Origin of the sequence: Marinobacter sp. (assembly GCF_034669625.1) — a bacterium.
Taxonomy (GTDB): Bacteria; Pseudomonadota; Gammaproteobacteria; order Pseudomonadales; family Oleiphilaceae; genus Marinobacter.
The window spans coordinates 1-22,747 of the sequence record NZ_JAXMOY010000023.1; the positions used below are offsets into that span (position 1 = coordinate 1).

Consider the following 22,747-nt stretch of genomic DNA (forward strand, 5'->3'; position numbering starts at 1 on the left):
TTCTACACGACCATGAAGAACAAGCGTAACACCCCGGAAAAAATCGAGATCAAAAAGTACGATCCGGTTGTCCGTAAGCACGTTGCGTACAAGGAAGCCAAGATCAAGTAATTGGTCCTGCCTCCACAAAAAAACCCGGCCTTCGCGCCGGTTTTTTTTGTGCCTAATGATTTATCGCACCCGCAGCGCTCAGTTAAAAGGTTTCGACATACCCTTTTGGCAACGCTATATCCATGGCGATCGGAAGATGGTCAGAGACCGGATAGCTAACCACCTCAGCTCGACGAATCTCAAGACTTGGACTCACCATAATATGGTCCAACGCTTTTTCGGGGCGCCAACTGGGAAAACTATGAGCCGTGCCCGGCAAGGGCACCAGATCGGTTTCTTTCAGTGGCGTTTTCGTCAACAGCTGCTCGGCATGGGCATTCATGTCCCCCATCAACACCACGTGTTGGTAGTCAGCAATAAGATCCCTGACATAGCCCAATTGTCTTTGCTGTGCCGATTTACTGAGCGATAAATGCATTTGCACCAGCACGAGCGGATCATCGCCCGAACCGTAACGGGCAATAATCGCCCCTCGCCCCGGAATCAAACCAGGCAGGCGATGCTCAGCCACATCCAGCGGCCGATAACGACTCAGCAAGCCATTACTGTGCTGGGCAAGCTGCCCCATATTTCGATTCAGCTGCTGATACCAGTATGGTATTCCTGCGGCCTCCGCAAGATACTGAACTTGATTCACATAGCCACTGCGCAAACTGCCACCATCACATTCCTGTAAGGCGACAACATCGTACTGCTTTAACAGAGAGGCAATGCGATCAAGGTTTTCAAAGCGTCGGCGATTGGGAAGGAAATGCTGCCAACTGCGGGTCACGTAATGACGATAAGAAGAGGTATTAATGCCCACCTGAATGTTAAACGTTAACAGCCGGATGTGGCGCTGGGGCTCAAAGTCAGGCACGTGTTCACTTCCCGAACACGTACCACGCGGGGCTTCCTGTGATTTCAATATACCGTTGATTTGGCTGCGAATCCGTTTATACATAATCGCCCGGAATCTCAACAGAAACCCTGAAAGCCACACGCATCAGACTTCTCCTTTTATTCCGACTCTCCGTGCTCCTTGCTGACCAGATAGTCGACAACTTTCAGCACGTTTTCATGGCCTCTGGCCATGGTCGCATTCACAACATACTTACCGTTAACCAGCATAGTCGGAGTACCGGTGACTTGCGCACCCATAATTTTGGTTTGGGCCTGACGCACACGCGAGCGCACAGCAAAGCTGTTGTAGGCATCAACAAACGCCTCAGCATCAACACCATAACCGGCGACAAAATCCGCCAGCGATTCCGCAGAATTCAGAGGGCGGCGCTCACCAGCCAGGGCTTCAAACAAAGCATCGTGCACTTTATCCAGCTCACCCATCGAATCCAGCGCATAAAACGCAAAGGCGTGAGGCGCCCAGCTCTCACCCAACACCGCCGGCAGGCGAACATAGTTCACATAATCCGGAGCATTCTTTTCCCACGCCTCGGACAGCGGCTTGAAGTTATAGCAGTGCGGGCAGCCGTACCAGAACACCTCAGCCACCTCAACACCCTCTTCGGAGGCGGTGCTGACCGGGTTCGTCAAGGTGCGGTAATGAACGCCGTCTTTCCAAGTTTCGGCACTGGCGAGAGCGCTGACTGCCAGCGATACAGCCATAGTGACTATCAGACTAACGGTTCTGATCATAAATTTTCTCCGAACATTAATGTGTTTGTTGGTGCGAGCTAAGACGCCTGATTATGACCCAGCGACGCTCATAAGTTCCACCAGGCGCAGGGGTAAATAATTACGGAAGATTAAGAGGCCGCTCCCTGAAAAACAAAAACCCCGCCGAAGCGGGGTTTTCTGATCCGAACGAACTGATTGGAATCAGTGCAAACCAGATACGTAGTTGGCAACCGCTTCAATTTCAGCGTCGGTCAACTTGGAGGCCACATCGGCCATGATGCCGGCATTCGCCGTGGTCGCACGGTCGCCGTCGCGGTAAGCCTTAAGCTGCTTGGCAACGTACTCTGCATTCTGACCACCCAGCGCCGGGTAACCTGCAGGCTCATTACCCTTACCGCTCGGGTTGTGACAGCCCGCGCAAGCCGGGACGCCAGAAGCCATGTTACCGCCACGGAAAATCGCCTGGCCTTTTGCAATCAGCTCGGCGTCATCGTTAGCTTGATTAACTACCAGCTCCTGCTTGTTGAAGTAGGCGGCAAGATCTTTCAAGTCCTGATCCGTCAGGTTGGTCAGTATACCGGTCATCTCCGCTACAGCACGGTCTCCGGACTTAATATCCGTCATCTGACGATAAAGGTACTTTTCACCCAACCCCGTCAGTTTCGGATAGCTCGCCATCATCGGCTTGCCACCGCCTTGACCGTGACAGGCTGCACACACTGCTGCCTTCTGCTCACCCGCTGCCGGATCTCCTGCCCCGTGAGCCATAGCTGACAAGCTAACTCCGAGAACCACTCCTGCGATCAGTCTTTTCATGCCCGCTCCGCTTCTCTCATCTTAGAATTCTGAAAGTATTCTGGTTGTACGCCGGATGGCCCTATAGGATCAGGCTCAAAACCGGGACTGACAGCGGAACGCGCAGCGCACCGCCGGAAATTGGTGTAGCATTATACATTAATCGTCGATAACTGAAATCCAAAGGAACAGCAACCGTCGTGGACCCTGACCTGACTCAAAAAAGCGTCTCATTCAACAGCGCCCGATTTCTAATCAGCGCTTCCAAACTGGACGAGTGCCCGCCCGATTACGGCGCCGAGGTTGCCTTCGCTGGCCGCTCAAACGCCGGCAAATCCAGCGCACTCAACGCCATCACCGTCAATGGTAAACTGGCACGGACCAGTAAAACCCCGGGGCGCACAAGGCTGATCAACTTTTTCAGCCTGAATAAAGAAAACATGCACCTGGTGGATTTACCGGGCTATGGCTACGCGAAAGTCTCCCGGGACATGAAAGACGACTGGCAAAAGCATCTGGGGCACTACCTCAACGAGCGCCGCTGCCTTCGCGGCTTGGTATTGGTCATGGACATTCGTCATCCCCTGACCGAGTTCGACCAAATGATGATCGAATGGTGTGAGCATAACAAGCTGCCACTGATGATCCTTGCCACCAAAGCCGACAAATTTAAGTATGGCCAGGCCAAAACTGCAATGTTGGGCATTGCCAATAAATTGAAGAAGTATGAGTACGTGGAACATCTGGTGATGTTCTCTGCCACGTCAAAGCTGGGGCTTGATGAATGCCGTGCGGCACTGACGAATTGGCTGGAGGCTCCTAACGAGGCTGAAGATTGATTTCTTTGCAGAAAAAACCGGCCCACGAACGGTAGGCCGGTAAAACGTCAGGGTTTGCGACGTGCTTTGCCCTCACAAGGGGCAACCTGAGAACTCACTCAGGAACAGCAAAAAAGTCCGGTTTCCTGCTGTATTGGGTTCGACCGATGCCGTTGATAGAAGTTCAATTTTCATTCAACACAAGCGACGTCCGATTCGTGGGTTTCAGGTAAATTCGGGCGGTACTGCTCTCTCAAAACCATCACCTGATCGCGATAGTCTGGCATCAAATAAGGTATTTCAAGCGTAAGCACCTGATAAATACCCTGTTTGAGCTCAACCAAACTTAGACCGGCATCCCCGCTACTGGCGTGCGCTGTTTTCAAAAACGCCATCCAGTTTGTAATAACCAACCAGACATTCAGGGTCATGGCTGCACGCAACTCTTCCGGTTGCGGCTGCAGAATGCCCGCCTCCGCAAGCTTCTCCAAAATCCTGTTCATCGCAGACAGGCACCGGTTGGTGAAATCACGGTAATCACTTCTTAGCCGGATATCGCTATCCAGCAAATATTCAAGGTCGCGATGAAAGAACCGGTAGCTCCAGAGGCCGTCAAACACGGACTCCAGGTAGAAGGTCATATCTTCCAGCGTTAGGGGCCGGTCTTCAGGAATATCCAGATAGTAGTCAACCAGCTTTTCATATTCCTGGAAGATTTCATAAATGATGTCCGACTTATTCCGAAAGTGGTAATACAGATTACCGGGTGATATCGCCAAATGCGCGGCGATATGATTCGTCGTTGTATTCCGCTCCCCCCGCTCGTTAAAAAGCTCGAGGCTCGCTAACAAAATTTTGTCTCTGGTCTTCATGCTCACGCCGCAGTTTGTTTTTATCAAATGGATGATGGCCCGTTAGGCCATCCAGCATATCTTGACTGAGTAGAGTATATACTCTAATAATAGCTGCTCGTGCAAATTTCATACACCGAGCGCCAACAACAACAGCTTCCAGCGCCTTGACTGGACAGCTCAGGGAGATAGCAACATGGTAGCCACTGTCGTTCAGATGACCGAAAGCAAAACGCAGATTCAGCACACCCACCGGGTTTTCGAGAACCAGAAACAAGCGTTCCGGAAAAACCCGATGCCCTCTCCATCTGAGCGCAAAGAGAACCTGAAGCGCCTGAAGCGAGTATTGCTGGCCAATCAGGATCGATTGCTGGAAGCTATTGACCGGGACTTCAGCTGCCGCTCGAAAGACGAGTCGCTGATTGCCGAGATCATGCCGTCCATTCAGGGTATCAATTACACCCTAAAGAATCTCGACAGCTGGATGAAGCCTTCAAAGCGCCATGTTTCTGTGCTGTTCCAGCCCGCCAGCAACAAAGTTCATTACCAGCCCAAGGGTGTTGTCGGGGTTATCGTACCCTGGAACTATCCGCTGTATCTTGCTGTAGGCCCGCTGGTTGCGTCATTGGCCGCAGGCAATCGGACGATGGTCAAAATGTCCGAATTCACACCTCACACCTCATCCCTGTTCAAAGAAATCATCGAGAGCATGTTCCCTGAGGACTTGGTCGCGGTGATTACCGGCGAAGCTGATGTGGCTGCCGATTTCTCTCAGCGGCCGTTCGATCACCTGCTCTTCACCGGCTCAACTTCCGTGGGCAAGCTGGTCATGCGCGCAGCAGCCGAGAACCTGACTCCGGTCACCTTGGAGCTTGGAGGCAAGTCTCCTGCGGTTGTGTCGCCTGACGTGCCGCTTTCCGATGCCGCCCAACGTATCGCTTTCGGCAAAGCAATCAACGCCGGCCAAACCTGCGTTGCCCCGGATTACGTCCTGTGCCCCGAAGACCGGGTGCAAGCCTTTGTGGACGAGTTCCGCACTCAGGCTTCAGCCATGTATCCAAGCCTGCGCGACAACGACGATTACACCGCCATCATTAACGAACGACAGCACGATCGTTTACGCGGCTATCTTGACGACGCCCGCGCCAAAGGCGCCGAGGTCATCGAGATCAATCCTGCCAACGAAAACATGAACGATGGAACCCGGAAGATTCCGCTGACCCTGGTACTGAACCCGACCCCGGACATGAAGGTCATGCAAGATGAGATCTTCGGGCCGATCCTTCCCATCGTCACCTACTCTGACCTGGACGATGCGATTCATTACATTAACGAACGCCCTCGTCCACTGGCGCTGTATTTCTTTGGCTACGATAAAACTCAACAAGCACACATCATCGACCAGACCCACTCCGGCGGCATGTGTATCAACGACGCCTTGATGCACGTGGCACAAGATGACTTGCCATTTGGCGGTGTCGGCGATTCCGGTATGGGCCATTACCACGGCAAGGAAGGCTTCATGACCTTCTCTCACCATCGGTCAATCTTTAGCAAACAGAAATTCAACAGCGGCAAGTTCGTTTACGCACCCCACGGCACCGCCGCGCACCGGATGATCTACAAACTGTTCATTCGCTAAACACGGCACTATTCGGCACAGGTCCCTCACAACACTTCGTGGGCCTGTGCCAACGTCTTTTGGCCAACCTTTATAGACCCCAAACAAAGGTGTCACATGCTCGATCAGCCAACCCATTCCGCTGAGAACACCCCTCAACTGAGCCGACGAAGCTTTCTGAAAACCGGCGTCGGCGGCGCCTTGTTTTTGGGCACCGTCAGCATGACCGCTGGCCTTTCTGGCTGCGCAACGGATCCGGCGGGCCGCATCAGTGCTGTTGATAGCCGGATGAATGACAGCTACCAATTCCAGTTCCTGAGCGTAGACGACATAACACTGTTTGAAGCCTTGCTACCGGCCCTGTTTGCCAGCGCCTTGCCCGAAGATCCCGACAAACGCCGGTTCGAGATTGCCGCCACCCTTGAACGAATTGATCAGGGCATCGTCCGGTTCGGCGCACCGAATCAGAAAGAGCTGCGCAAGCTCTTCGACCTGCTGAACTTTGCCCCCACTCGCATCGCTCTCGGACGGGTATGGTCCGACTGGCCATCCGTCACTACCAAGGATGCCGATGCTTTCCTGGCCCGCTGGCGCGACAGCCGCATCGGTTTGTTGAACAACGGCTACATTGCATTGAGCAAAATCGCCAACGTAGCCTTCTATGGCCACGAGAATCAGTGGCACCTCACCGGCTACCCAGGACCACCCGCCTGGATGGTTGACGCCCTGCCTCAATTCAAAAACGCCTGATGCCCCCGGAAAACGGAGAACACTATGTCCATGAATGATCCCATCGCCCGGGGCCTGGCTTCCGGTTGGAACGTTGTCGATGCCAGCAAACTGACTGAAAACCGCACCGTCGAAGCCGACGTTGTCATCATCGGCACCGGCGCCGGCGGCGGCACCACCGCTGAAATTCTGTCCAAGCAAGGCTTGTCAGTAATACTGGTCGAAGAAGGTGGCCTGTATTACCAGAAAGACTTCAAAATGGACGAACAAACTGCCTACGCCACGCTGTACCAGGAAGGCATGAGTCGCACGACTGCCGATGGCGCTATTTCGATTCTACAGGGCCGCTGTGTGGGTGGTTCCACCACCGTCAACTGGACCAGTAGTTTCCGCACACCTGAGCAAACTCTCAACTACTGGAGCCAAAAGTTCGGACTGGAAGGGCTAGCCCCCGACGTGATGGCACCTTGGTTCCAGGGGCGCGAAGAACGCCACAACATGGCGCCCTGGGCGACCCCTCCCAACCTTAACAACGACATCCTGCGACAAGGCTGCGATACCCTTGGTTACTCTTGGAAAACCATCCCCCGCAACGTCAACGGATGCTGGAACTCGGGTTACTGCGGCGTAGGTTGCCCCACGAATGCCAAACTGGGCTCCCTGATGACCACCATCCCCGGTGCGCTCGACAATCAGGCTCAGATGTTTCACGGCTTACGCGCCGAGCGCTTGGTCATGAAGCAAGACCGCATCGACCATCTGGAAGCGTCGGCCATGGGCTCCGACGGCGTCACCCCATCGGGCGTTACCGTCATCCTCAAAGCCAGTCATTTTGTGGTCGCCGCCAGCGCCATCGGCTCGCCCGGACTACTCCTGCGCTCCGACCTGCCCGACCCACACAACCGCGTCGGCAAACGCTCATTCATCCACCCGGTCAGCGCGACCGTCGCCCGCATGTCGGCGAAAGTAGACCCCTTCTACGGCGCGCCGCAATCGATCTACTCGGATGAATTCAACTTCAAAAACGGCAACGACGGCCCCATCGGCTACAAACTCGAAGTTCCGCCTTTACACCCCGGAATGGCTGCGGGCGTTGTTCCGGGCCACGGTAAAACACAACGAGACAACCTGGGCCAACTGCCCTGGCTACAATCCGTCATCGCTCTGCTACGCGACGGTTTCCACCCCGAAAGCCCCGGCGGCACCGTCACCCTGCGAGACGATGGCAGCCCCGTACTCGACTACCCGATGACCGACTACCTGTGGAAAGGCGTCCGCCAATCCTATCTGGACATGGCTGAAATCCAGTTTGCTGCCGGCGCCGAAGCGGTTCAGGCCGTGCACATGGATTCCGCCTGGTACACCAGCTGGAAAGAAGCCAAAGCCGCCATCAACGAACTTCCGATGAAATCCCACCGGGCGCGAATCTTCACTGCGCACCAGATGGGCGGCTGTGGCATGGGCAGCAACCCGGAGGAATCCGTGGTTAACGGCTTCGGTGAGCACCACCACGTAGCCAACCTGAGCATCCACGATGCTTCCATTTTCCCCAGCAGCATCGGCGCAAACCCGCAGTTGTCGGTTTACGCACTGGCCGCAAGAAACAGTGTGAGGCTGGTGCAGAAGCTGACCGCAAAAGGCTGAACAAGCTCAGAAAATACGCGCACATGGATGTGCGCGTATTGATTCCCGGAAAGCGGCGTTCGGTCCGCGCTTGCTCCCACGCAAACCATCCTCCCCCATAGCCCAGGACCAAAAAACCGAAGGGCTACAGCCTGAAAACCAATGCTGCTATGCTAGCGACCATAAAAACCAAGGAGCTGTGCATGCCAAAAGTAATTTACCCAGGCACCTTTGACCCCATCACCAACGGCCACACCGACCTCATTGAACGGGCCGGCCGCATGTTTGATGAAATCGTCGTCGCCGTTGCCTACAACCCCAAAAAGCAGCCACTGCTCAACCTCGACGAACGCTGCGAACTGGTCAGAAAAGCCACAGCACACGTCCCCAACGTCACCGTTACCGGCTTCAGCAACCTATTGGCGGAATTTGTACGGGAACAAAATGCCAGCGTCATTCTGCGTGGCCTGCGGGCAGTATCAGATTTCGAATATGAATTTCAGCTTGCCGACATGAACCGCCGACTGGCACCAGAAGTCGAAAGCGTCTTCCTGACACCGTCTAACCACCTGTCCTACATCTCCTCCACCCTGATCCGGGAAATTGCATCTTTGGGCGGCGATGTATCAGAATTTGTGGATCCAGCCGTCGCCGAAGCACTGAAGCAGAAGTTCAGCAAGGCCTGAGCACACAATAGAAAGGGAAAGTAGCACCACCGTCCCACGGTGGTGCTGATACGACCTTAAAGCAAAGGCGGCAGGGGGATCTGGACACCGTTAATATCCAGTACCAAATCCTCCAGCTGCCCGTTCATCACCAACTCATCGCCGTCACGAACCAACAGCCCTTGCTTGACCAACGGTGACACCTGCATGCGCACAGCCGGGTAGTTCTCTGCCAGAGCCAACGGAATCGTAAAATTCACCGACCCCACCAACCGCTGCATCACCATCAACATATTGGCGCGCTCATCCGCTGAAAGCTCGGGATGCGAGATATCCAAAGAGCCCCGAACTTCGCCTTCCGGCGTGTCCAGACTCAACTCCCGAACACCCACCGACAAGCCACTTGCCGCCAAACCACGCACAGACTCGTTAAATCGCTGCATCAGCGCCATTTGCTGCTCATAAGCTGAACGCGGATCTGCGCTGGCATCCATCGCCATCATCTGCATATCCGTCATCGCCGAACTGAAATCGTTCCAGCTCGCAACATCCAAACGATCAACCGATACCGCGACCCGGTGCGGCCCATACGTCTTATCGTCTACGGCAACAGTCTCTACATCCAACACCGCCTCTGAATCCAGTGCCTGGCCGTTTTTAGCGGCTTTACTGAGGCTCTCGAACGACACGTTACTTACCTTCAGGGCGGGGAGTTCGGCGCTTTCAACGGCCAGAGATTCCAGAGTCATGGAACCAGCCCCGGTCCACACGTCACCACTGAGCTGCGCCATGCTCTGCTCAATATGCAGCCCTTCAACTTTTACATCGGCCTGAGGCCCGGAAATTTTCAACTCTGGCCACACTAACAGCACATCGGCCTCCTCACCCATTCGCCCCACATCTATCCGGGCGAAACCGCCACTGGCACTGAACGACTCTGGCCTGCCGGCTTGTTCGAACGTGACCGGTGGCGCCTGAAATTCTACAACCGCCGAACCCCAAAGCCGGGTTTCCAACGTCAAGCTGGGCTCTTCATCGTCGATCCAATGGACACCCTCATGTTGCCAACCCTCACTCGGACTAAAATCCAACAAACTGCCGGTTACTCCATGCGAAATGGCCACCTGGAAATCCATTTGCTGCGTCTCGCCGGTCTTGGGGTCTACCAGCTCAAGCGTACCGCTGGCCTGCGCGCTGAACACCCCGCGCTGATAGCGGTTCGTATCTAATCGAACAAACGGCTGCGACTGGTTCACCTCTTCGGTTGCCTCCAGCCATTGTTGCTCTGTCACGTACCCCACTGCCCAAGGCGCCACACCCGCAACAAGCAAAACGGCTGAGCCTATCATCGTCCATTTGTTCAGTTTCAACATGTATTTCCTATCAGCAGCAGTGTGCGTGGTTAGTCGTTGTGAGTCGTATAAAGGTATTAAATGGGTTTACCCGTCAGCCTTTCCAGCAAGACCAACTGAGCAGCCATTCGAGGCTCACCGTCCGCTGGCTGGTTCTGGATATAGCTACCATCGGCCTGCAGCACCCAGGACTGGCAATTATCCGCGAGATAAGCGTCCAGATCTTCTTGCAGGCGCGCAATCAGAGCCGGCTCCTCAATCGGAAACGCCACCTCGATGCGGCTCAGCATGTTACGCTCCATACCATCGGCACTGGCACAGTAGACATCTGGCTTGCCGTTGTTGTCGAAGTAATAGATGCGGGTATGTTCCAGAAAACGCCCAACAATCGAACGCACCCGTATATTATCCGACAACCCCGGCACGCCCGGGCGCAGGCAGCAGATACCCCGAACAATCAGATCAATCCTCACGCCAGCCTGCGAGGCTCGATAGAGCGCCTTAATCAGCTGTGCGTCGGTCAGCGCATTGAACTTGAAGATGATGCGCCCTTCTTCACCGTAACCGGCTTCCCGCTCAATGAGACTGATCAAGCGTTTGTGCATGGAAAAAGGCGCATGGAACAGCTTTTTGATCTTCAGCGCCTTGCCCATACCGGTCAGTTGCTGGAACAGCTTGTTAACATCATCACCAATGGATTCGTCACAAGTCATGAAGCTGTAATCGGTGTAAAGCCGCGCATTGCCGGCGTGATAGTTACCCGTACCCAAATGCACATAGCGGGACAACTTGCCTTCTTCCCGGCGCACAATCAGCAACATTTTTGCGTGGGTTTTGTAGCCCACAACCCCGTACACCACGATAACGCCCGCTTCCTGCAAGCGGCTGGCCAACTCAAGGTTCTCCGCCTCGCTGAAACGTGCTCTTAACTCAACAACGGCTGTGACCTCTTTACCACGGCGGGCAGCATCCGCCAGCGCTTCCACAATTTCCGAGCCGGTGCCGGCCCGATACAGGGTTTGCCGGATCGCCAATACCTGTGGGTCTTTCGCGGCCTGGCGCAGCAAATCGACCACCGAGCTAAAGTTCTCGAACGGATGCGACAACAGGATCGGGCGCTTACGAATCGCGTCGAACATCGATTCCTTGCTGCGTATCTGCCGCGGGATGGCGGGTGAAAAACTGGAATAGGTCAGGTCCGGACGCTCTACCAAGCCACTCACGGCCAACAACCGAGTCAGGTTAACTGGGCCGTTCACGCGATAGAGATCTCTTTCTGTCAGACCAAATTCGCGCAGCAGGAAATGCACCAATTCTTCCGGGCAGTTATCCGCGACTTCCAAACGCACACCGTCACCAAAACGACGACTGAGCAACTCACCTCGAAGTGCCGACGCCAGATCTTCCAGATCGTCCTCCAGCTCCAAATCCGCGTTGCGGGTCAACCGGAACTGGTAGCAGCCCTTCACTTCCATGCCCGGGAACAGCTCATCCGCATGGGCGTGGATCATAGACGACAAGAACACCAAATTTTCACCGCCGTCACAGACCTCATCCGGCAGGCGCACCAAGCGGGGCAACGAACGCGGTGCCGGCAGGATGGCCATGCCGGTCTCCCGACCAAAGGCATCTTTGCCATCCAGCTCGACGATGAAGTTCAGACTTTTATTGACCAGACGCGGGAACGGATGCGACGGATCCAGCCCGATCGGGCTGACCACCGGAAGGATTTCCTCATCAAAGTAATTTCTAACCCACTCCGCCTGAGCCGGCGTCCATTCCCGACGCCGAATAAAGTGGATATTTTCCTTTTCCAGTTCGGGAAACAACACATTATTCAGGATGTCGTATTGCTCATCGATGTACTCATGAGCCACACGACTGATCTCGGCTAACGCTTGTTCAGGCTGAATGCCATCCGCCCCGACGGTTTCCCGCCCGTATTTCAACTGCTCACGCAGGCCCGCGACCCGAATTTCGAAAAACTCGTCCAGATTGCTACTGAAAATACAGCAAAAAATCAGCCGGTTAATCAGGGGGTGCGCCGGGTCCATGGCCTGCTTTAACACCCGGTAGTTAAACTGCAGTTGACTCAGTTCCCGATTAAACCAGTTCTCGCTAGCATCCAAATTGACCTGTTCACCGACAGGGGGAATTTTCACCGGTGCGGGCACACTCAGATCATCGCTTGTTACTGACTTTGCTGTTTCAGTTGTCATCGCTCTCTGCATCCATTTAAGTCGCGAACGGCCTGTTCATCCTTTACGCTCGCTGGCGATCTCTCATCAATCTGGCTGCGCGCACTGCAAAATAGGTGAGGATGCCATCGGCACCGGCTCGGCGCATCGCCATCAGACTTTCCATCATCACCGCGTCACAATCAAGCCAGCCATTCTGCGCGGCGGCCATATGCATCGCGTATTCACCACTCACCTGATACACAAACGTCGGCACCTGAAGCTCAGTTTTAACCCGATGCACGATATCCAGATAGGGCATGCCTGGCTTGATCATCACCATGTCAGCACCTTCAGCCAAATCCATCGCCACTTCGTGGATGGCTTCGTCGCTGTTGGCCGGGTCCATCTGGTAAGTCGACTTATCACTTTTACCCAGATTACCCGCCGAGCCGACCGCATCCCGGAAAGGCCCGTAATAACTAGAGGCATACTTGGCAGAATAGGCCAAAATTCGAGTGTTAACGTAACCTGCGGACTCAAGCGCTTCACGAATCGCCGCGACCCGGCCATCCATCATATCCGATGGCGCCACCACATCCGCGCCCGCATCGGCGTGAGAGAGGGCCTGATTGACCAAAGCTTCAACCGTGACATCGTTCAGCACATAACCGTCATTGTCGATGATGCCGTCTTGCCCATGAGTGGTGAATGGATCCAATGCCACATCGGTAATCACACCCAACTCAGGGTGCGCCTTTTTCAACGCCCGCACGGCACGCTGCGCCAAACCATCCGCATCCCAGGCCCCGGAGCCCGACAGATTCTTAAACTCGGCAGGCACCACCGGGAACAGCGCGACCGCAGGAATACCCAGCTCCACAAGCTCCGCCGCCTGCTCTACCAGCAAATCAATGCTCAGACGTTCAACACCCGGCATGGAAGGTACAGCTTCACGCTGGCTCTTGCCTTCCAGCACGAAAACCGGATAGATCAGATTGTCCGGTGAGAGCTGGTTTTCGCGAACCATACGGCGGGAAAAATCGCTGGCGCGATTACGGCGCAGGCGAGTAAAGGGATAGCTTCGACCGGAAAGCGGCAGGTGCGGCTTTGACACAGGTAACCTCCTGAACATAAACCATGGGAAGAGGCACCATCATACACCTCAGAGGCAGCCTGTTGCAGGCCCGCGGTCATGCTCACCATTGACGGGCGGCCTCAAGTGACACATCCGGGCGGTTAGACAAACACCGCCCGAACGAAAAACCTTTTAAAAGGAACGGTTATTGAACCCCGCATCCACCTTGCGAGGCGTCCCTGCTTTTAGCGTGGTGTCGACCTCTTCAATCTTGCCGCCACATTGCAGAAACGCTTCCATATCCGCCTGTAGTTGCGCTCGGACTCGAGCACGACTGGCAATTGAATGCTGGTCATCGCCCTCACTAGCCCAATTACCGGTTTGCTCCAGACTGCCTTCGTCGAATTCACTCATGCCTTATCTCCATCAACGAAAACGCCACCTCAGACGCTTTTCAGGCCTTCGGCAGGCATACCTTACGATCGACAAACAGCCAACTTTGGCGTCGTCTTGGCGTCTTTATAATCCGGTTTTGATGACGACGCCATTTCCAATTTCAACTATTCTTGTAACATTTTGTAATAGTTATTAACCTGTTGATTTAAAAGTTCATAATGAGCAGCAGTCAGCGCCATCAATAATTGACACAAAGAATGAATGGTGATTCACTACTTAAGGGAGCCAGCATGGCCTACCGTGAAACGGACAAGATGCGGCAGCGCAAAGCCGAGGCGCGAAAACACATCCTCCAATGCACCGCTCGTTGCGTGACCGAAAACGGCTTTCGCAATGCTCGAATTACCACCATTGCAGGCTTGGCGGGCGTAGCAACGGGCACCATCTACCGTCACTTTGAATCCCGCGAGGACCTGTTTGCCGAGATTTTCCGGCAAGCCACACAACATGAAGTGGACAAGGTGGCCGAGGCACTGGCGGTAGAAGGCGACGCCGTCCAACGACTGGATAACGCCTTGCAGCAATTCGCGAGACGCGCCCTGAAGGGCCCGACAAGAGCCTGGGCGTTGATGGCTGAGCCGGTCGACCCGAAACTCGAAGAAGAACGACTGATTTACAGAAAGGCCTATGCCAGCCTGTTTGAACAAACCATTCAGCAAGGCATAGCCGAAGGCTCCATACCCGAACAGGATGCCCGGATCACCAGCACCTGCATCGTAGGCGCCATATCGGAATCACTGGTCGGGCCGCTGTCACCAGCACAGACAGCCTCACTGCCAACAACAAAAACCGAGCAAGAAGCGCTGATCAGCACCATCGTTCATTACTGTGTGCGGGGGTTGACCAGCGCCAGGAGCTAACAATGAACAAGCCGCTAGACCACCCCCGCGATCACAGCACTGACGCCACCCGCACCGATCACAGCACTGACGCCACCCGCACCGATCGCTATCTGGCCGCAACTCACGACGTTCTCAACCAGCCAAAAGCGCTGTCCGATTACAACCTTTTCGAGCAAGACACGGCCCTGCGTGAAGCCGTAGAAAGGGAAGGCGCCGCGCACGCCAACGACAGCCTGAACACCTTCGGCGCCTGGGCCGGAAAAGCCGAAACGATCGAGCTGGGCCACCAGGCCAACCACCACAAACCGAATTTCCGCACGCACGACCGCTTCGGGCACCGAATAGACGAAGTCACCTTCCATCCGGCCTATCATGAACTTATGACTGCGGCGCTGGAGAACGGCCTACACAGCTCCCCCTGGGCGAATCCGGGCCAAGGCGCCCACGTAGCCCGAGCTGCCAAATATTACCTGCACTCCCAAGTAGAAGCTGCCCACTGCTGCCCGATCACCATGACGTTCGCCGCCATCCCCTCCATCCGCAAACAACCGGAACTGGCGAACCTCTGGGAACAGAAAATTCTGACCAACGCCTACGATGGACGCAATCTGCCAGATAGCGAAAAAACCGCCGTCACCATCGGCATGGCGATGACCGAAAAACAAGGTGGCAGCGACGTCCGCGCCAACACCACCCGCGCTTACGCCATCGGTGCCGAAGGTCCCGGCCAAGCTTACGAACTGGTTGGTCACAAATGGTTCGTCTCCGCGCCCATGTGCGACGCCTTCCTGGTTCTGGCCCAAACCACCCATGGCCTGTCCTGCTTCCTGATGCCAAGATGGCGCCCAGACGGCACCAAAAACCCGTGGCAGATCCAACAGCTGAAAAACAAAATGGGCAACGTCGCCAACGCCTCCAGCGAAGTGGAACTGCGTGGCGCACTGGCCTGGATGGTCGGAGAGGAAAGCCGAGGCGTCCCAACCATTATAGAAATGGTCGCCATGACCCGCTTTGACTGCATGATCGGCAGCTCAGCCGGTATGCGCCAGGCCGTCGCCCAAGCTACCCACCACAGCCACAACCGCAGCGCCTTCGGTGCCCGCCTGAGCGACCAGCCCTTGATGCAAAACGTCCTCGCCGACCTGACCATCGAAAACGAAGCCGCCCTCGCCTACACCATGCGAGTCGCCCGTGCCCTCGACAACCAGAACAACGAACACGAACGCCTGCTCGCCCGTTTAGCCACCCCCGTCGGCAAATACTGGATATGCAAACGCACCCCCAACCACGCCTACGAAGCCATGGAATGCATCGGCGGCAGCGGCGTGATGGAAGACTGCATCATGCCCCGCCTGTTCCGGGAGTCACCCGTCAACGCCATTTGGGAAGGCAGCGGCAACGTTCAATGTCTGGACACCCTGCGCGCCATTCAAAAAGAGCCTGAAACCCTCGACGCTTTCTTCAAAGAAGCCGCCGAAGCCAAAGGCACCGACCGCCGCTTTGACCAGTTCCTGGCCCAACTACAAGCTGACTTCGCTGAGATCAGCGACGTCCAATACCGCGCCAGAAACCTTGTCGACCGCCTCGCCCTCATCATGCAGGCCTCTCTGCTACTGCGCTTCGGAGACCAAAACGTAGCCGACGCTTTCTGCGCCTCCCGCCTACAAAACAACGGCGGCATGAACTACGGCAACCTTCCCTCCGGCACCAACGCAGCAGCCATTATCAAACGGGCAACGCCTATAGTAGGCTAGAGGTATATTTCAGGAGGCCTCAACGGGCAGCAGGAATTCTGATTGCCATGAGGACTCCCCTCCCCAAGTTTGAGAACCGACGGGGAAGAGCTTTCCAAAAATGTGCGCAGCCAAGGATGGCGGAGCAGAAGCGCCACATGGATGTGCCGCAGGAGCGCTTTTTGGAAAGCTCTTCCCCGGCGGTTCCTGCACCGCATAATGGAACAAGCATGTCTGAATCCCTAAGAAAGCTGCTCAAAGAAGGCAAAACCCCAAAACAACAGCAACACACCATCACCCCCCACGTAGGCATGCTAACCCTGCACTTCCAGCTCTATGCCTGCGAAGACCTGAAAGCCAAACGCAAAGCCTTCACCGCCATGAAAGCCATCTGGGGCAAAGAACCTGACCTGGCCGTTAACGAAACTGCCGACCACGATGCCCTGGATTGCGCCACCTGGACCATCGCCGCCCTCGGCGACTCTGCTCGACAAATCACACAACGCCTTGACCAAGTCGAAAAAGACATCCAGGACCGCATCGACGCCGCCATACTCGATATCCACCGTGAAATTCTCTGACCGGGAACACGCCCTCAGAGCACCCCAAACACTCAAGGCATAGCGTCAACGCAGATCAAGCCTTATACTACCGCCCCTCAGGGACATATGACCTACTATCAGACAGGTCAGCAGTATATGCGCCAGGCCGCGCCTGGCCCCTCGTCCGTAGGGTTTCCGGACCCGACCCTCGGATAATCACTGAAAGTGTGTGTGGCTCTATGACCGGAAGTAAAAAATCCGCCCAAGCCTCAGTCGAGGCCATGTATCGCGTATTCACGGTGCCCGAAGCGCCGGAATCGACGCTGAGCCGCATAGATCAAAACATCTCCCGCAACCTTGCCGGCTTCCTTCAGGAACACATCGTTGCCGTCGAACGGGACCTGTCTGACGTCGAAAAGAACTTCGCCGACTCCGCCATCCCGGAAAAACCCGTTTTCGTCTCCGAGCAAGCCCAATTCCTGCTCGACAAACTGGTCGCGAACTCCGTTCACACCGCATCCCCGGCCTTCATTGGACACATGACCTCGGCATTGCCCTACTTCATGCTGCCCTTGTCCAAAATCATGATTGCTCTGAACCAAAACCTGGTCAAAACCGAAACCTCCAAAGCGTTCACGCCCATGGAGCGCCAGGTGCTGGGGATGATTCACCGACTGGTGTACGAGCAAGACGGCTCCTTCTACCGCAAATGGATGCATAACCCCCGGCACGCCCTGGGCGCCATGTGCTCCGGCGGCACCGTCGCCAACCTGACAGCGCTTTGGGTGGCGCGCAACCGCGCCTTCCCCGCCGAAGGTAGCTTCCGGGGCTTGCACGAAGAAGGCCTGTTCAGAGCCCTGAAATATTACGGGTACGAAGGCGCGGCCATCGTCGTTTCAAAACGCGGTCACTACTCCTTGCGCAAAGCGGCTGACGTACTTGGTTTGGGCCGAGACGCCCTGGTGCCGGTAGAAACCGACGACAATAACTGCATTCAGACCGACGCCCTGCGCGACAAATGCCTTGAACTGCACAGGCAGAAAATCAAAGTCATGGCCATCTGTGGCGTCGCCGGCACCACCGAAACCGGCAACGTCGACCCCCTCGACGCCATGTCCGATATCGCCCGAGAGTTTGGCGCACATTTCCACGTTGATGCAGCCTGGGGCGGCCCAACCTTATTTTCCCGCACTTATCGCGGACTGCTGCGCGGCATCGAGAAGGCCGACTCGGTCACCTTCGACGCCCACAAACAGCTGTACGTGCCCATGGGCGTCGGCTTGGTGGTATTCAAAGACCCGAGCCTCGCCAGTGCGGTCGAGCACCACGCTCAATACATTATTCGAAAAGGTTCGCGAGACTTGGGCAGCACTACCCTCGAAGGCTCGCGCCCGGGCATGTCCATGCTGATTCATTCCGGCCTGAAAATTCTCGCGCGGGAAGGTTACGAGATCCTGATCGACCAAGGTATCGAAAAAGCCAAGCTTTTCGCGAAAATGATTACCAAAGAATCGGATTTCGAACTGGTCACTCAGCCCGAACTGAACATCCTGACCTACCGGTACTGTCCAGATATCGTGCAGGAAGCGTTCGCTGTAGCCGATGAACTGCAAGCGGAAAAGATGAACAGCTGTCTGAACCGCATCACCAAGTTTATCCAGAAGACCCAACGGGAGCATGGTAAAGCGTTTGTGTCTCGAACCCGGCTCGAACCGGCTCGCTACTACCGTTTTCCCTGCATTGTCTTCCGGGTAGTGCTGGCCAACCCGTTGACCACACCAGAGATACTGGAAGATATTCTCAAGGAACAAAAGGAATTGTCGAACGCTGAGGGTATTGCTGACGAGATCGACATTCTGCACCAAATGGCAAATGCCGTTCTAAAACCGGCCCCAGCTAAAATCAGGCAAGGTGTTAAACGGTAAGCTGTCAGGAATAGCGCCTGACAGCCTTTTCCGGAGTAACCGGGGAGGGAATTAGTAAAGCGCGTCCTCGTCGTCCAGCACTTCGTGCAGGATTTCCAGAAACATCTTATCCGCATCACTCCAGGTTTCCGGTATACGGATCGTCGTATTGGCACTGATCTCGCGAGCAATCAACTCTTCAGCATCGGCTTGGCCTTTATAGCTGCGGGCGATGTCCACAGACTTGACCGCAATCGTCGGGTCACTCAGAACTTTCTTGATGAAAACTCTCAGCTCGCCAATCATCTTTGCCTGATGACTTTCAACAGATGAACTCATTCCTAACTCCCGAAAGTAAATAGCTGCGAAGTAAACCTACTCCACAAACGTACCGTCTATTAGTATGGCCAAAGCGCGGGGCACTAACCAGCCCCGCCTAACATCAAACCATCATGCCCCGTAGCGCATAAAACAAGAAGGCAGCCATCAACGCAGACGCTGGCACGGTGATAATCCATGCTGCTGCAATGCGGGTCAGGTGAGACCGTTTCACCATTTCTTCTCTATAGATTTTCTTCAGGCGCTTGCGCTCAGACTTGGACAGCGGCACCTGCTGCTTTTTCTTCTTCGCCCGCTTCAACAAGCTTTCCATCTCTTCCAGCGTTGCATTGCGGAAGTCATCCAGGAAAGGCTTCAGGCGCTCTTGATCGGCCGGATCATGAGCCTCAATAATCTTGTGCAACTGCGTCGCGTAGTTCGATTTCAGGTACTCCCGGAGGAAGCCAACGCCGAACACGCCACCGATCGCGATGTGCGTCGAGCTAACGGGAAGCCCCAGCTGGGACGCCAGAATAACCGTCAGCGCGGCAGACAACGCGATGCAGAAAGCACGAGTCTTATCCAGTTCGGTAATTTCGCTACCCACTGTTTTGATCAGGCGCGGGCCAAACAACATCAAACCAACCGCAAGGCCCAACGCCCCCACCAACATAACCCAAAGCGGGATACTAGCCGAGGTGACCACCCCGCCACCGGCTTGAATGGCATCGTTAATCGCAGCCAGAGGGCCAATCGCGTTGGCCACGTCGTTGGCACCGTGCGCAAAGCTGAGCAAGGCTGCAGCACAGATCAGAGGCCATGTGAACAGCGTGTTTACACCTTCGGTACTGTTCTCCATGGTAGCCGCACGACGACTCACCAGACCTCGCATTGCAAAGAACACCGCGGCGGCCACCGCCAGGCCGATTAACGATGCATCAACAATGTCGACCTTTACAATTTTCTTGACGCCTTTGACCATCAGATACGTTGTAAACGCCCAGGCCATGATCGACACCAGCCATGGCACGAACGTACGGGCTGACGACACCAGATTCTGACGATACAGAACCGTTTTATTGATGGCGAACAAGAACAGAGCCGCCAGCAGGCCGCCCAGAACCGGAGAAATAACCCAGCTTGCGGCGATTTTTCCCATTACAGCCCAGTCAGCAATCTGCCAACCACCGGCCGCAATGCCTGCCCCCAGAACACCGCCCACAATAGAGTGAGTCGTGGACACCGGGGCGCCCATCCAGGTCGCAAGGTTTAACCACAGAGCACCGGCCAACAAGGCTGCCGTCATCAACCACACGAACGCACGCGGGTCTTCAAGAGACGTTGGGTCGATGATGCCGCCTTTAATGGTGGAAACCACATCACCGCCAGCGATAAGCGCACCTGACGCTTCAAACAAAGCGGCCAGAATAACCGCCGCGCCCAAAGATAACGCGCCAGAACCCACCGCAGGTCCCACATTATTGGCCACATCGTTGGCGCCAATGTTGATGGCCATGTAACCACCAATTACTGCGGCGGCCATAAGCAGCATGCCATTGGGCAGGTCATGGCTGAACGATCCAACCACCAACCAGACACCCAGCAGAAACAATAAACTTAAGCCCACCCGATATCGTTCGGTGGTTGGACTGCTGAGAAGACTATCCAGATAACCGCTGGAACTTGCCATAAGCGCTGTGCTCTCTTTAACCGTTATGGGTTTGACAGATCATCGGGCGCGCACTATAAGATTTTTGCCCCGAAAATGAAACAAAAGTGCGATTCCGGTAACCCTTCACATTGTAGCCAAGTTACGCTCCATTCTTGAGTTCTTTTGGCGCATACTGTTAGAAAATGTGTCAACAAGCACAACATAAATGCATAACAATCTAACACTTAGCCAAGCGCTCTCGACCGAACACGAAGAGCAACAGATTTCTCGCTTGCTGACCGGCGTGTCGGTTATGGCTTTATTGTTTCTATTCGGCATTGGCGCCAAAGCTTGGCACTCCGGCCACCTAACTCACGGGGTTATACTCTGGCTGTTTAGCCTGCCCATTATCGTCAATATGCTCTGGTTCGCCCGCACCGGAAACCGGGATGTTCAAAAAGCCGGCGTACTCACCTTCGTCGGGTTGTTACTCGCCTACCTAATGGCCACAGGTGGCGAAAGCAAAACCGGCCCACTCTGGTTTTATGCATTGCCACCGCTTCTGTTCTTCCTGACAAGCCTGAAAACCGGCACGGCCATTCTGCTGTTTTGCTACCTTGCCGCGATGATCGTGTTCCAGTTTCCCGACCTGCCAGGTATCTCTGCGCACTATAACAACGACTTCAAAATTCGCTTTTTCGCCACACTGACCTTCGAATCGATTTTTTGTTTTGTCCTGGAAGCTACACGCCAATCTTCACGAAACAAACTGGTGAGCTTCGCTAAAACGCATGAACATGCAGCCCGCACGGACGAACTCACTGGATTGGCCAATCGGCGAGAAATGTTAAATCGATTGAACACCGAGTTTTCACGCTACCAACGAGCGGGACACCACTTCTCCATTGCTCTGATCGATCTTGACCTGTTCAAAAAAGTCAACGATATCCACGGCCACGATGCGGGAGACAAAGTACTTGAGCGCTTCGCTGAAGTAACTCAGGGAGTCACCCGCCAGACCGATGTTGCTGCCCGATGGGGTGGCGAAGAATTCATGCTGCTATTGCCAGACACCACCCTTCTTCAGGCCTTAGCCTTAGCAGAACGCCTTAGATCCGAGATAGCAACCACCGCATTCATCCATAACGGAACCACTGTGCCGGTTACCCTCAGCGCGGGTGTGTGCTCAATCTCAAATGCAACTTCAATTAACGAACTTCTCAAACAAGCCGATGTGCAGCTGTATGCGGCCAAGGAAAGCGGCAGGAACCGGATATCACCTCGCGTTCGCAGTCAGGACAAAGCCCGTACATCTTCAGCTTGAGTACGACCAACACGACCGTTATGATCTCGGCACACATTAAGCTCCAGACTCTCAGGCGAAGGCAGAACATGGCAGCAATCCGCATCCTAACAGGCAGCGTCTACGGCGGCGCACTGCAGACGGCCAAGACCGTTAAAGAGACATTGACGTTAGAAGGGCATCACGTATCCCTGCTGGAAACCCCCAGCCTTGAGGACATAACCGATAATGACGACGCTCTTCTCGTCTGCACTTCGACCACCGGCCAAGGCGAGCTGCCTCCCAATCTTCTGCCGTTCTATATCGACCTTAAAGACCAGCTACCTCAACAGCCAGGTCGGCCATTCGGCATTATCGTGCTCGGCGACAGCTCATATGGCGATACCTATTGCGGCGCCGGCGATCTAATGGAAGAAGTTCTGTACGAAACCAGTGCTCGGAAGGTGGGGGATACGCTAAAAGTCGATGCTATGGAAATCCTCGAACCGGAAGCCGAAGCTTCAAAGTGGGTCAAGCAGTGGGTAAAAGAAATCTGAGCAAGTAACCGTCAGGCATCAAATC

Annotated in this window: 22 protein-coding genes; 12 read left to right on the forward strand and 10 right to left on the reverse strand. The window is 55.0% G+C overall.

Going from position 1 to position 22,747, the window contains the following annotated elements:
• Positions 1-111: 50S ribosomal protein L33 (gene rpmG, locus VOI14_RS14590; RefSeq protein ID WP_323752812.1), on the forward strand; the 111-nt coding region annotated here is incomplete at its 5' end.
• An 82-nt stretch (positions 112-193) separates the two neighbouring features.
• On the opposite strand, the gene VOI14_RS14595 is transcribed toward rpmG, so the two are convergent.
• The 3 genes from VOI14_RS14595 to VOI14_RS14605 all read right to left on the reverse strand — a co-directional run bounded on the left by VOI14_RS14595 (position 194) and on the right by VOI14_RS14605 (position 2,544).
• Complete coding sequence (locus VOI14_RS14595; RefSeq protein WP_323752777.1) at positions 194-1,054, reverse strand: endonuclease/exonuclease/phosphatase family protein; 861 nt, start codon at positions 1,052-1,054, stop codon at positions 194-196.
• Between the two features lie 56 nt (positions 1,055-1,110).
• Entirely contained in the window at positions 1,111-1,746 is a 636-nt protein-coding gene (locus tag VOI14_RS14600) for a thiol:disulfide interchange protein DsbA/DsbL (RefSeq protein WP_323752778.1), read from the reverse strand.
• Positions 1,747-1,929: 183 nt separating this feature from the next.
• Positions 1,930-2,544, reverse strand: coding sequence for a c-type cytochrome (locus tag VOI14_RS14605; protein ID WP_323752779.1), 615 nt, complete (start codon positions 2,542-2,544; stop codon positions 1,930-1,932).
• Positions 2,545-2,723: 179 nt separating this feature from the next.
• Between VOI14_RS14605 and yihA the strand changes: the two genes are divergently transcribed.
• Positions 2,724-3,362, forward strand: coding sequence for a ribosome biogenesis GTP-binding protein YihA/YsxC (gene yihA, locus VOI14_RS14610; protein ID WP_323752780.1), 639 nt, complete (start codon positions 2,724-2,726; stop codon positions 3,360-3,362).
• A gap of 170 nt (positions 3,363-3,532) precedes the next feature.
• Here yihA and VOI14_RS14615 read toward each other — a convergent pair whose 3' ends face one another.
• The gene (locus tag VOI14_RS14615) at positions 3,533-4,213 is read right to left on the reverse strand and encodes a TetR/AcrR family transcriptional regulator (protein WP_323752781.1); all 681 of its coding nucleotides are present in this window, start codon (positions 4,211-4,213) and stop codon (positions 3,533-3,535) included.
• A gap of 175 nt (positions 4,214-4,388) precedes the next feature.
• On the opposite strand from VOI14_RS14615, the gene VOI14_RS14620 reads away from it, so the two are divergent.
• The 4 genes from VOI14_RS14620 (at position 4,389) to coaD (ending at position 8,851) form a co-directional block, all read left to right on the forward strand.
• Positions 4,389-5,834: a coniferyl aldehyde dehydrogenase gene (locus VOI14_RS14620; protein WP_323752782.1), complete on the forward strand. Its 1,446-nt coding sequence runs from the start codon at positions 4,389-4,391 to the stop codon at positions 5,832-5,834.
• A 96-nt stretch (positions 5,835-5,930) separates the two neighbouring features.
• A complete protein-coding gene (locus tag VOI14_RS14625; RefSeq protein ID WP_323752783.1) occupies positions 5,931-6,563 on the forward strand; it encodes a hypothetical protein in 633 nt (210 codons plus the stop codon).
• A gap of 24 nt (positions 6,564-6,587) precedes the next feature.
• Positions 6,588-8,186: a GMC family oxidoreductase gene (locus VOI14_RS14630; RefSeq protein WP_323752784.1), complete on the forward strand. Its 1,599-nt coding sequence runs from the start codon at positions 6,588-6,590 to the stop codon at positions 8,184-8,186.
• Positions 8,187-8,368: 182 nt separating this feature from the next.
• Positions 8,369-8,851 (forward strand): pantetheine-phosphate adenylyltransferase, encoded by a 483-nt coding sequence (coaD, locus tag VOI14_RS14635; protein WP_223134413.1) that lies wholly within the window; start codon positions 8,369-8,371, stop codon positions 8,849-8,851.
• A gap of 56 nt (positions 8,852-8,907) precedes the next feature.
• Here the strand turns inward: coaD and VOI14_RS14640 are convergent, their stop codons facing one another.
• From VOI14_RS14640 to VOI14_RS14655, 4 genes are all read right to left on the reverse strand, one after another.
• A complete protein-coding gene (locus tag VOI14_RS14640) occupies positions 8,908-10,203 on the reverse strand; it encodes a DUF945 family protein (RefSeq protein WP_323752785.1) in 1,296 nt (431 codons plus the stop codon).
• A 56-nt stretch (positions 10,204-10,259) separates the two neighbouring features.
• Positions 10,260-12,401 (reverse strand): polyphosphate kinase 1, encoded by a 2,142-nt coding sequence (ppk1, locus tag VOI14_RS14645; RefSeq protein WP_323752786.1) that lies wholly within the window; start codon positions 12,399-12,401, stop codon positions 10,260-10,262.
• Positions 12,402-12,444: 43 nt separating this feature from the next.
• A complete protein-coding gene (gene hemB / locus VOI14_RS14650) occupies positions 12,445-13,476 on the reverse strand; it encodes a porphobilinogen synthase (RefSeq protein ID WP_323752787.1) in 1,032 nt (343 codons plus the stop codon).
• 153 nt (positions 13,477-13,629) lie between these two features.
• Positions 13,630-13,851 (reverse strand): hypothetical protein, encoded by a 222-nt coding sequence (locus VOI14_RS14655; protein WP_323752788.1) that lies wholly within the window; start codon positions 13,849-13,851, stop codon positions 13,630-13,632.
• Positions 13,852-14,123: 272 nt separating this feature from the next.
• Between VOI14_RS14655 and VOI14_RS14660 the strand changes: the two genes are divergently transcribed.
• From VOI14_RS14660 to panP, 4 genes are all read left to right on the forward strand, one after another.
• Positions 14,124-14,753, forward strand: a complete 630-nt coding sequence (locus VOI14_RS14660; protein ID WP_323752789.1) for a TetR/AcrR family transcriptional regulator — start codon at positions 14,124-14,126, stop codon at positions 14,751-14,753.
• 2 nt (positions 14,754-14,755) lie between these two features.
• The gene (locus VOI14_RS14665) at positions 14,756-16,489 is read left to right on the forward strand and encodes an isovaleryl-CoA dehydrogenase (RefSeq protein WP_323752790.1); all 1,734 of its coding nucleotides are present in this window, start codon (positions 14,756-14,758) and stop codon (positions 16,487-16,489) included.
• A gap of 209 nt (positions 16,490-16,698) precedes the next feature.
• The gene (locus VOI14_RS14670) at positions 16,699-17,049 is read left to right on the forward strand and encodes a DUF503 domain-containing protein (RefSeq protein WP_323752791.1); all 351 of its coding nucleotides are present in this window, start codon (positions 16,699-16,701) and stop codon (positions 17,047-17,049) included.
• A gap of 200 nt (positions 17,050-17,249) precedes the next feature.
• Positions 17,250-18,935, forward strand: a complete 1,686-nt coding sequence (gene panP / locus VOI14_RS14675) for a pyridoxal-dependent aspartate 1-decarboxylase PanP (RefSeq protein ID WP_323752792.1) — start codon at positions 17,250-17,252, stop codon at positions 18,933-18,935.
• A 51-nt stretch (positions 18,936-18,986) separates the two neighbouring features.
• Here the strand turns inward: panP and VOI14_RS14680 are convergent, their stop codons facing one another.
• Together VOI14_RS14680 and VOI14_RS14685 are read right to left on the reverse strand one after the other, a co-directional pair.
• Positions 18,987-19,253, reverse strand: a complete 267-nt coding sequence (locus VOI14_RS14680; protein WP_323752793.1) for a hypothetical protein — start codon at positions 19,251-19,253, stop codon at positions 18,987-18,989.
• A 103-nt stretch (positions 19,254-19,356) separates the two neighbouring features.
• A complete protein-coding gene (locus tag VOI14_RS14685) occupies positions 19,357-20,922 on the reverse strand; it encodes an inorganic phosphate transporter (protein ID WP_323752794.1) in 1,566 nt (521 codons plus the stop codon).
• Between the two features lie 187 nt (positions 20,923-21,109).
• On the opposite strand from VOI14_RS14685, the gene VOI14_RS14690 reads away from it, so the two are divergent.
• Together VOI14_RS14690 and VOI14_RS14695 are read left to right on the forward strand one after the other, a co-directional pair.
• Positions 21,110-22,207: a diguanylate cyclase gene (locus VOI14_RS14690; RefSeq protein ID WP_323752795.1), complete on the forward strand. Its 1,098-nt coding sequence runs from the start codon at positions 21,110-21,112 to the stop codon at positions 22,205-22,207.
• A 68-nt stretch (positions 22,208-22,275) separates the two neighbouring features.
• A complete protein-coding gene (locus tag VOI14_RS14695; protein WP_323752796.1) occupies positions 22,276-22,722 on the forward strand; it encodes a flavodoxin in 447 nt (148 codons plus the stop codon).
• The last annotated feature ends 25 nt before the right edge of the window (positions 22,723-22,747 follow it).

What these genes read in the sequence shown, in the direction of transcription:
- VOI14_RS14660 (WP_323752789.1), top strand. Translation starts at nt 14,124, where the DNA reads ATGGCCTACCGTGAAACGGACAAGATGCGGCAGCGCAAAGCCGAGGCG.
- VOI14_RS14695 (WP_323752796.1), top strand. Translation starts at nt 22,276, where the DNA reads ATGGCAGCAATCCGCATCCTAACAGGCAGCGTCTACGGCGGCGCACTG.
- VOI14_RS14620 (WP_323752782.1), top strand. Translation starts at nt 4,389, where the DNA reads ATGGTAGCCACTGTCGTTCAGATGACCGAAAGCAAAACGCAGATTCAG.
- VOI14_RS14690 (WP_323752795.1), top strand. Translation starts at nt 21,110, where the DNA reads ATGCATAACAATCTAACACTTAGCCAAGCGCTCTCGACCGAACACGAA.
- panP (WP_323752792.1), top strand. Translation starts at nt 17,250, where the DNA reads ATGACCGGAAGTAAAAAATCCGCCCAAGCCTCAGTCGAGGCCATGTAT.
- VOI14_RS14670 (WP_323752791.1), top strand. Translation starts at nt 16,699, where the DNA reads ATGTCTGAATCCCTAAGAAAGCTGCTCAAAGAAGGCAAAACCCCAAAA.
- VOI14_RS14605 (WP_323752779.1), bottom strand. Translation starts at nt 2,544, where the DNA reads ATGAAAAGACTGATCGCAGGAGTGGTTCTCGGAGTTAGCTTGTCAGCT.
- VOI14_RS14615 (WP_323752781.1), bottom strand. Translation starts at nt 4,213, where the DNA reads ATGAAGACCAGAGACAAAATTTTGTTAGCGAGCCTCGAGCTTTTTAAC.
- VOI14_RS14640 (WP_323752785.1), bottom strand. Translation starts at nt 10,203, where the DNA reads ATGTTGAAACTGAACAAATGGACGATGATAGGCTCAGCCGTTTTGCTT.
- VOI14_RS14680 (WP_323752793.1), bottom strand. Translation starts at nt 19,253, where the DNA reads ATGAGTTCATCTGTTGAAAGTCATCAGGCAAAGATGATTGGCGAGCTG.
- VOI14_RS14685 (WP_323752794.1), bottom strand. Translation starts at nt 20,922, where the DNA reads ATGGCAAGTTCCAGCGGTTATCTGGATAGTCTTCTCAGCAGTCCAACC.
- VOI14_RS14655 (WP_323752788.1), bottom strand. Translation starts at nt 13,851, where the DNA reads ATGAGTGAATTCGACGAAGGCAGTCTGGAGCAAACCGGTAATTGGGCT.
- VOI14_RS14600 (WP_323752778.1), bottom strand. Translation starts at nt 1,746, where the DNA reads ATGATCAGAACCGTTAGTCTGATAGTCACTATGGCTGTATCGCTGGCA.
- VOI14_RS14595 (WP_323752777.1), bottom strand. Translation starts at nt 1,054, where the DNA reads ATGTATAAACGGATTCGCAGCCAAATCAACGGTATATTGAAATCACAG.
- VOI14_RS14630 (WP_323752784.1), top strand. Translation starts at nt 6,588, where the DNA reads ATGTCCATGAATGATCCCATCGCCCGGGGCCTGGCTTCCGGTTGGAAC.
- VOI14_RS14625 (WP_323752783.1), top strand. Translation starts at nt 5,931, where the DNA reads ATGCTCGATCAGCCAACCCATTCCGCTGAGAACACCCCTCAACTGAGC.
- coaD (WP_223134413.1), top strand. Translation starts at nt 8,369, where the DNA reads ATGCCAAAAGTAATTTACCCAGGCACCTTTGACCCCATCACCAACGGC.
- VOI14_RS14665 (WP_323752790.1), top strand. Translation starts at nt 14,756, where the DNA reads ATGAACAAGCCGCTAGACCACCCCCGCGATCACAGCACTGACGCCACC.
- ppk1 (WP_323752786.1), bottom strand. Translation starts at nt 12,401, where the DNA reads ATGACAACTGAAACAGCAAAGTCAGTAACAAGCGATGATCTGAGTGTG.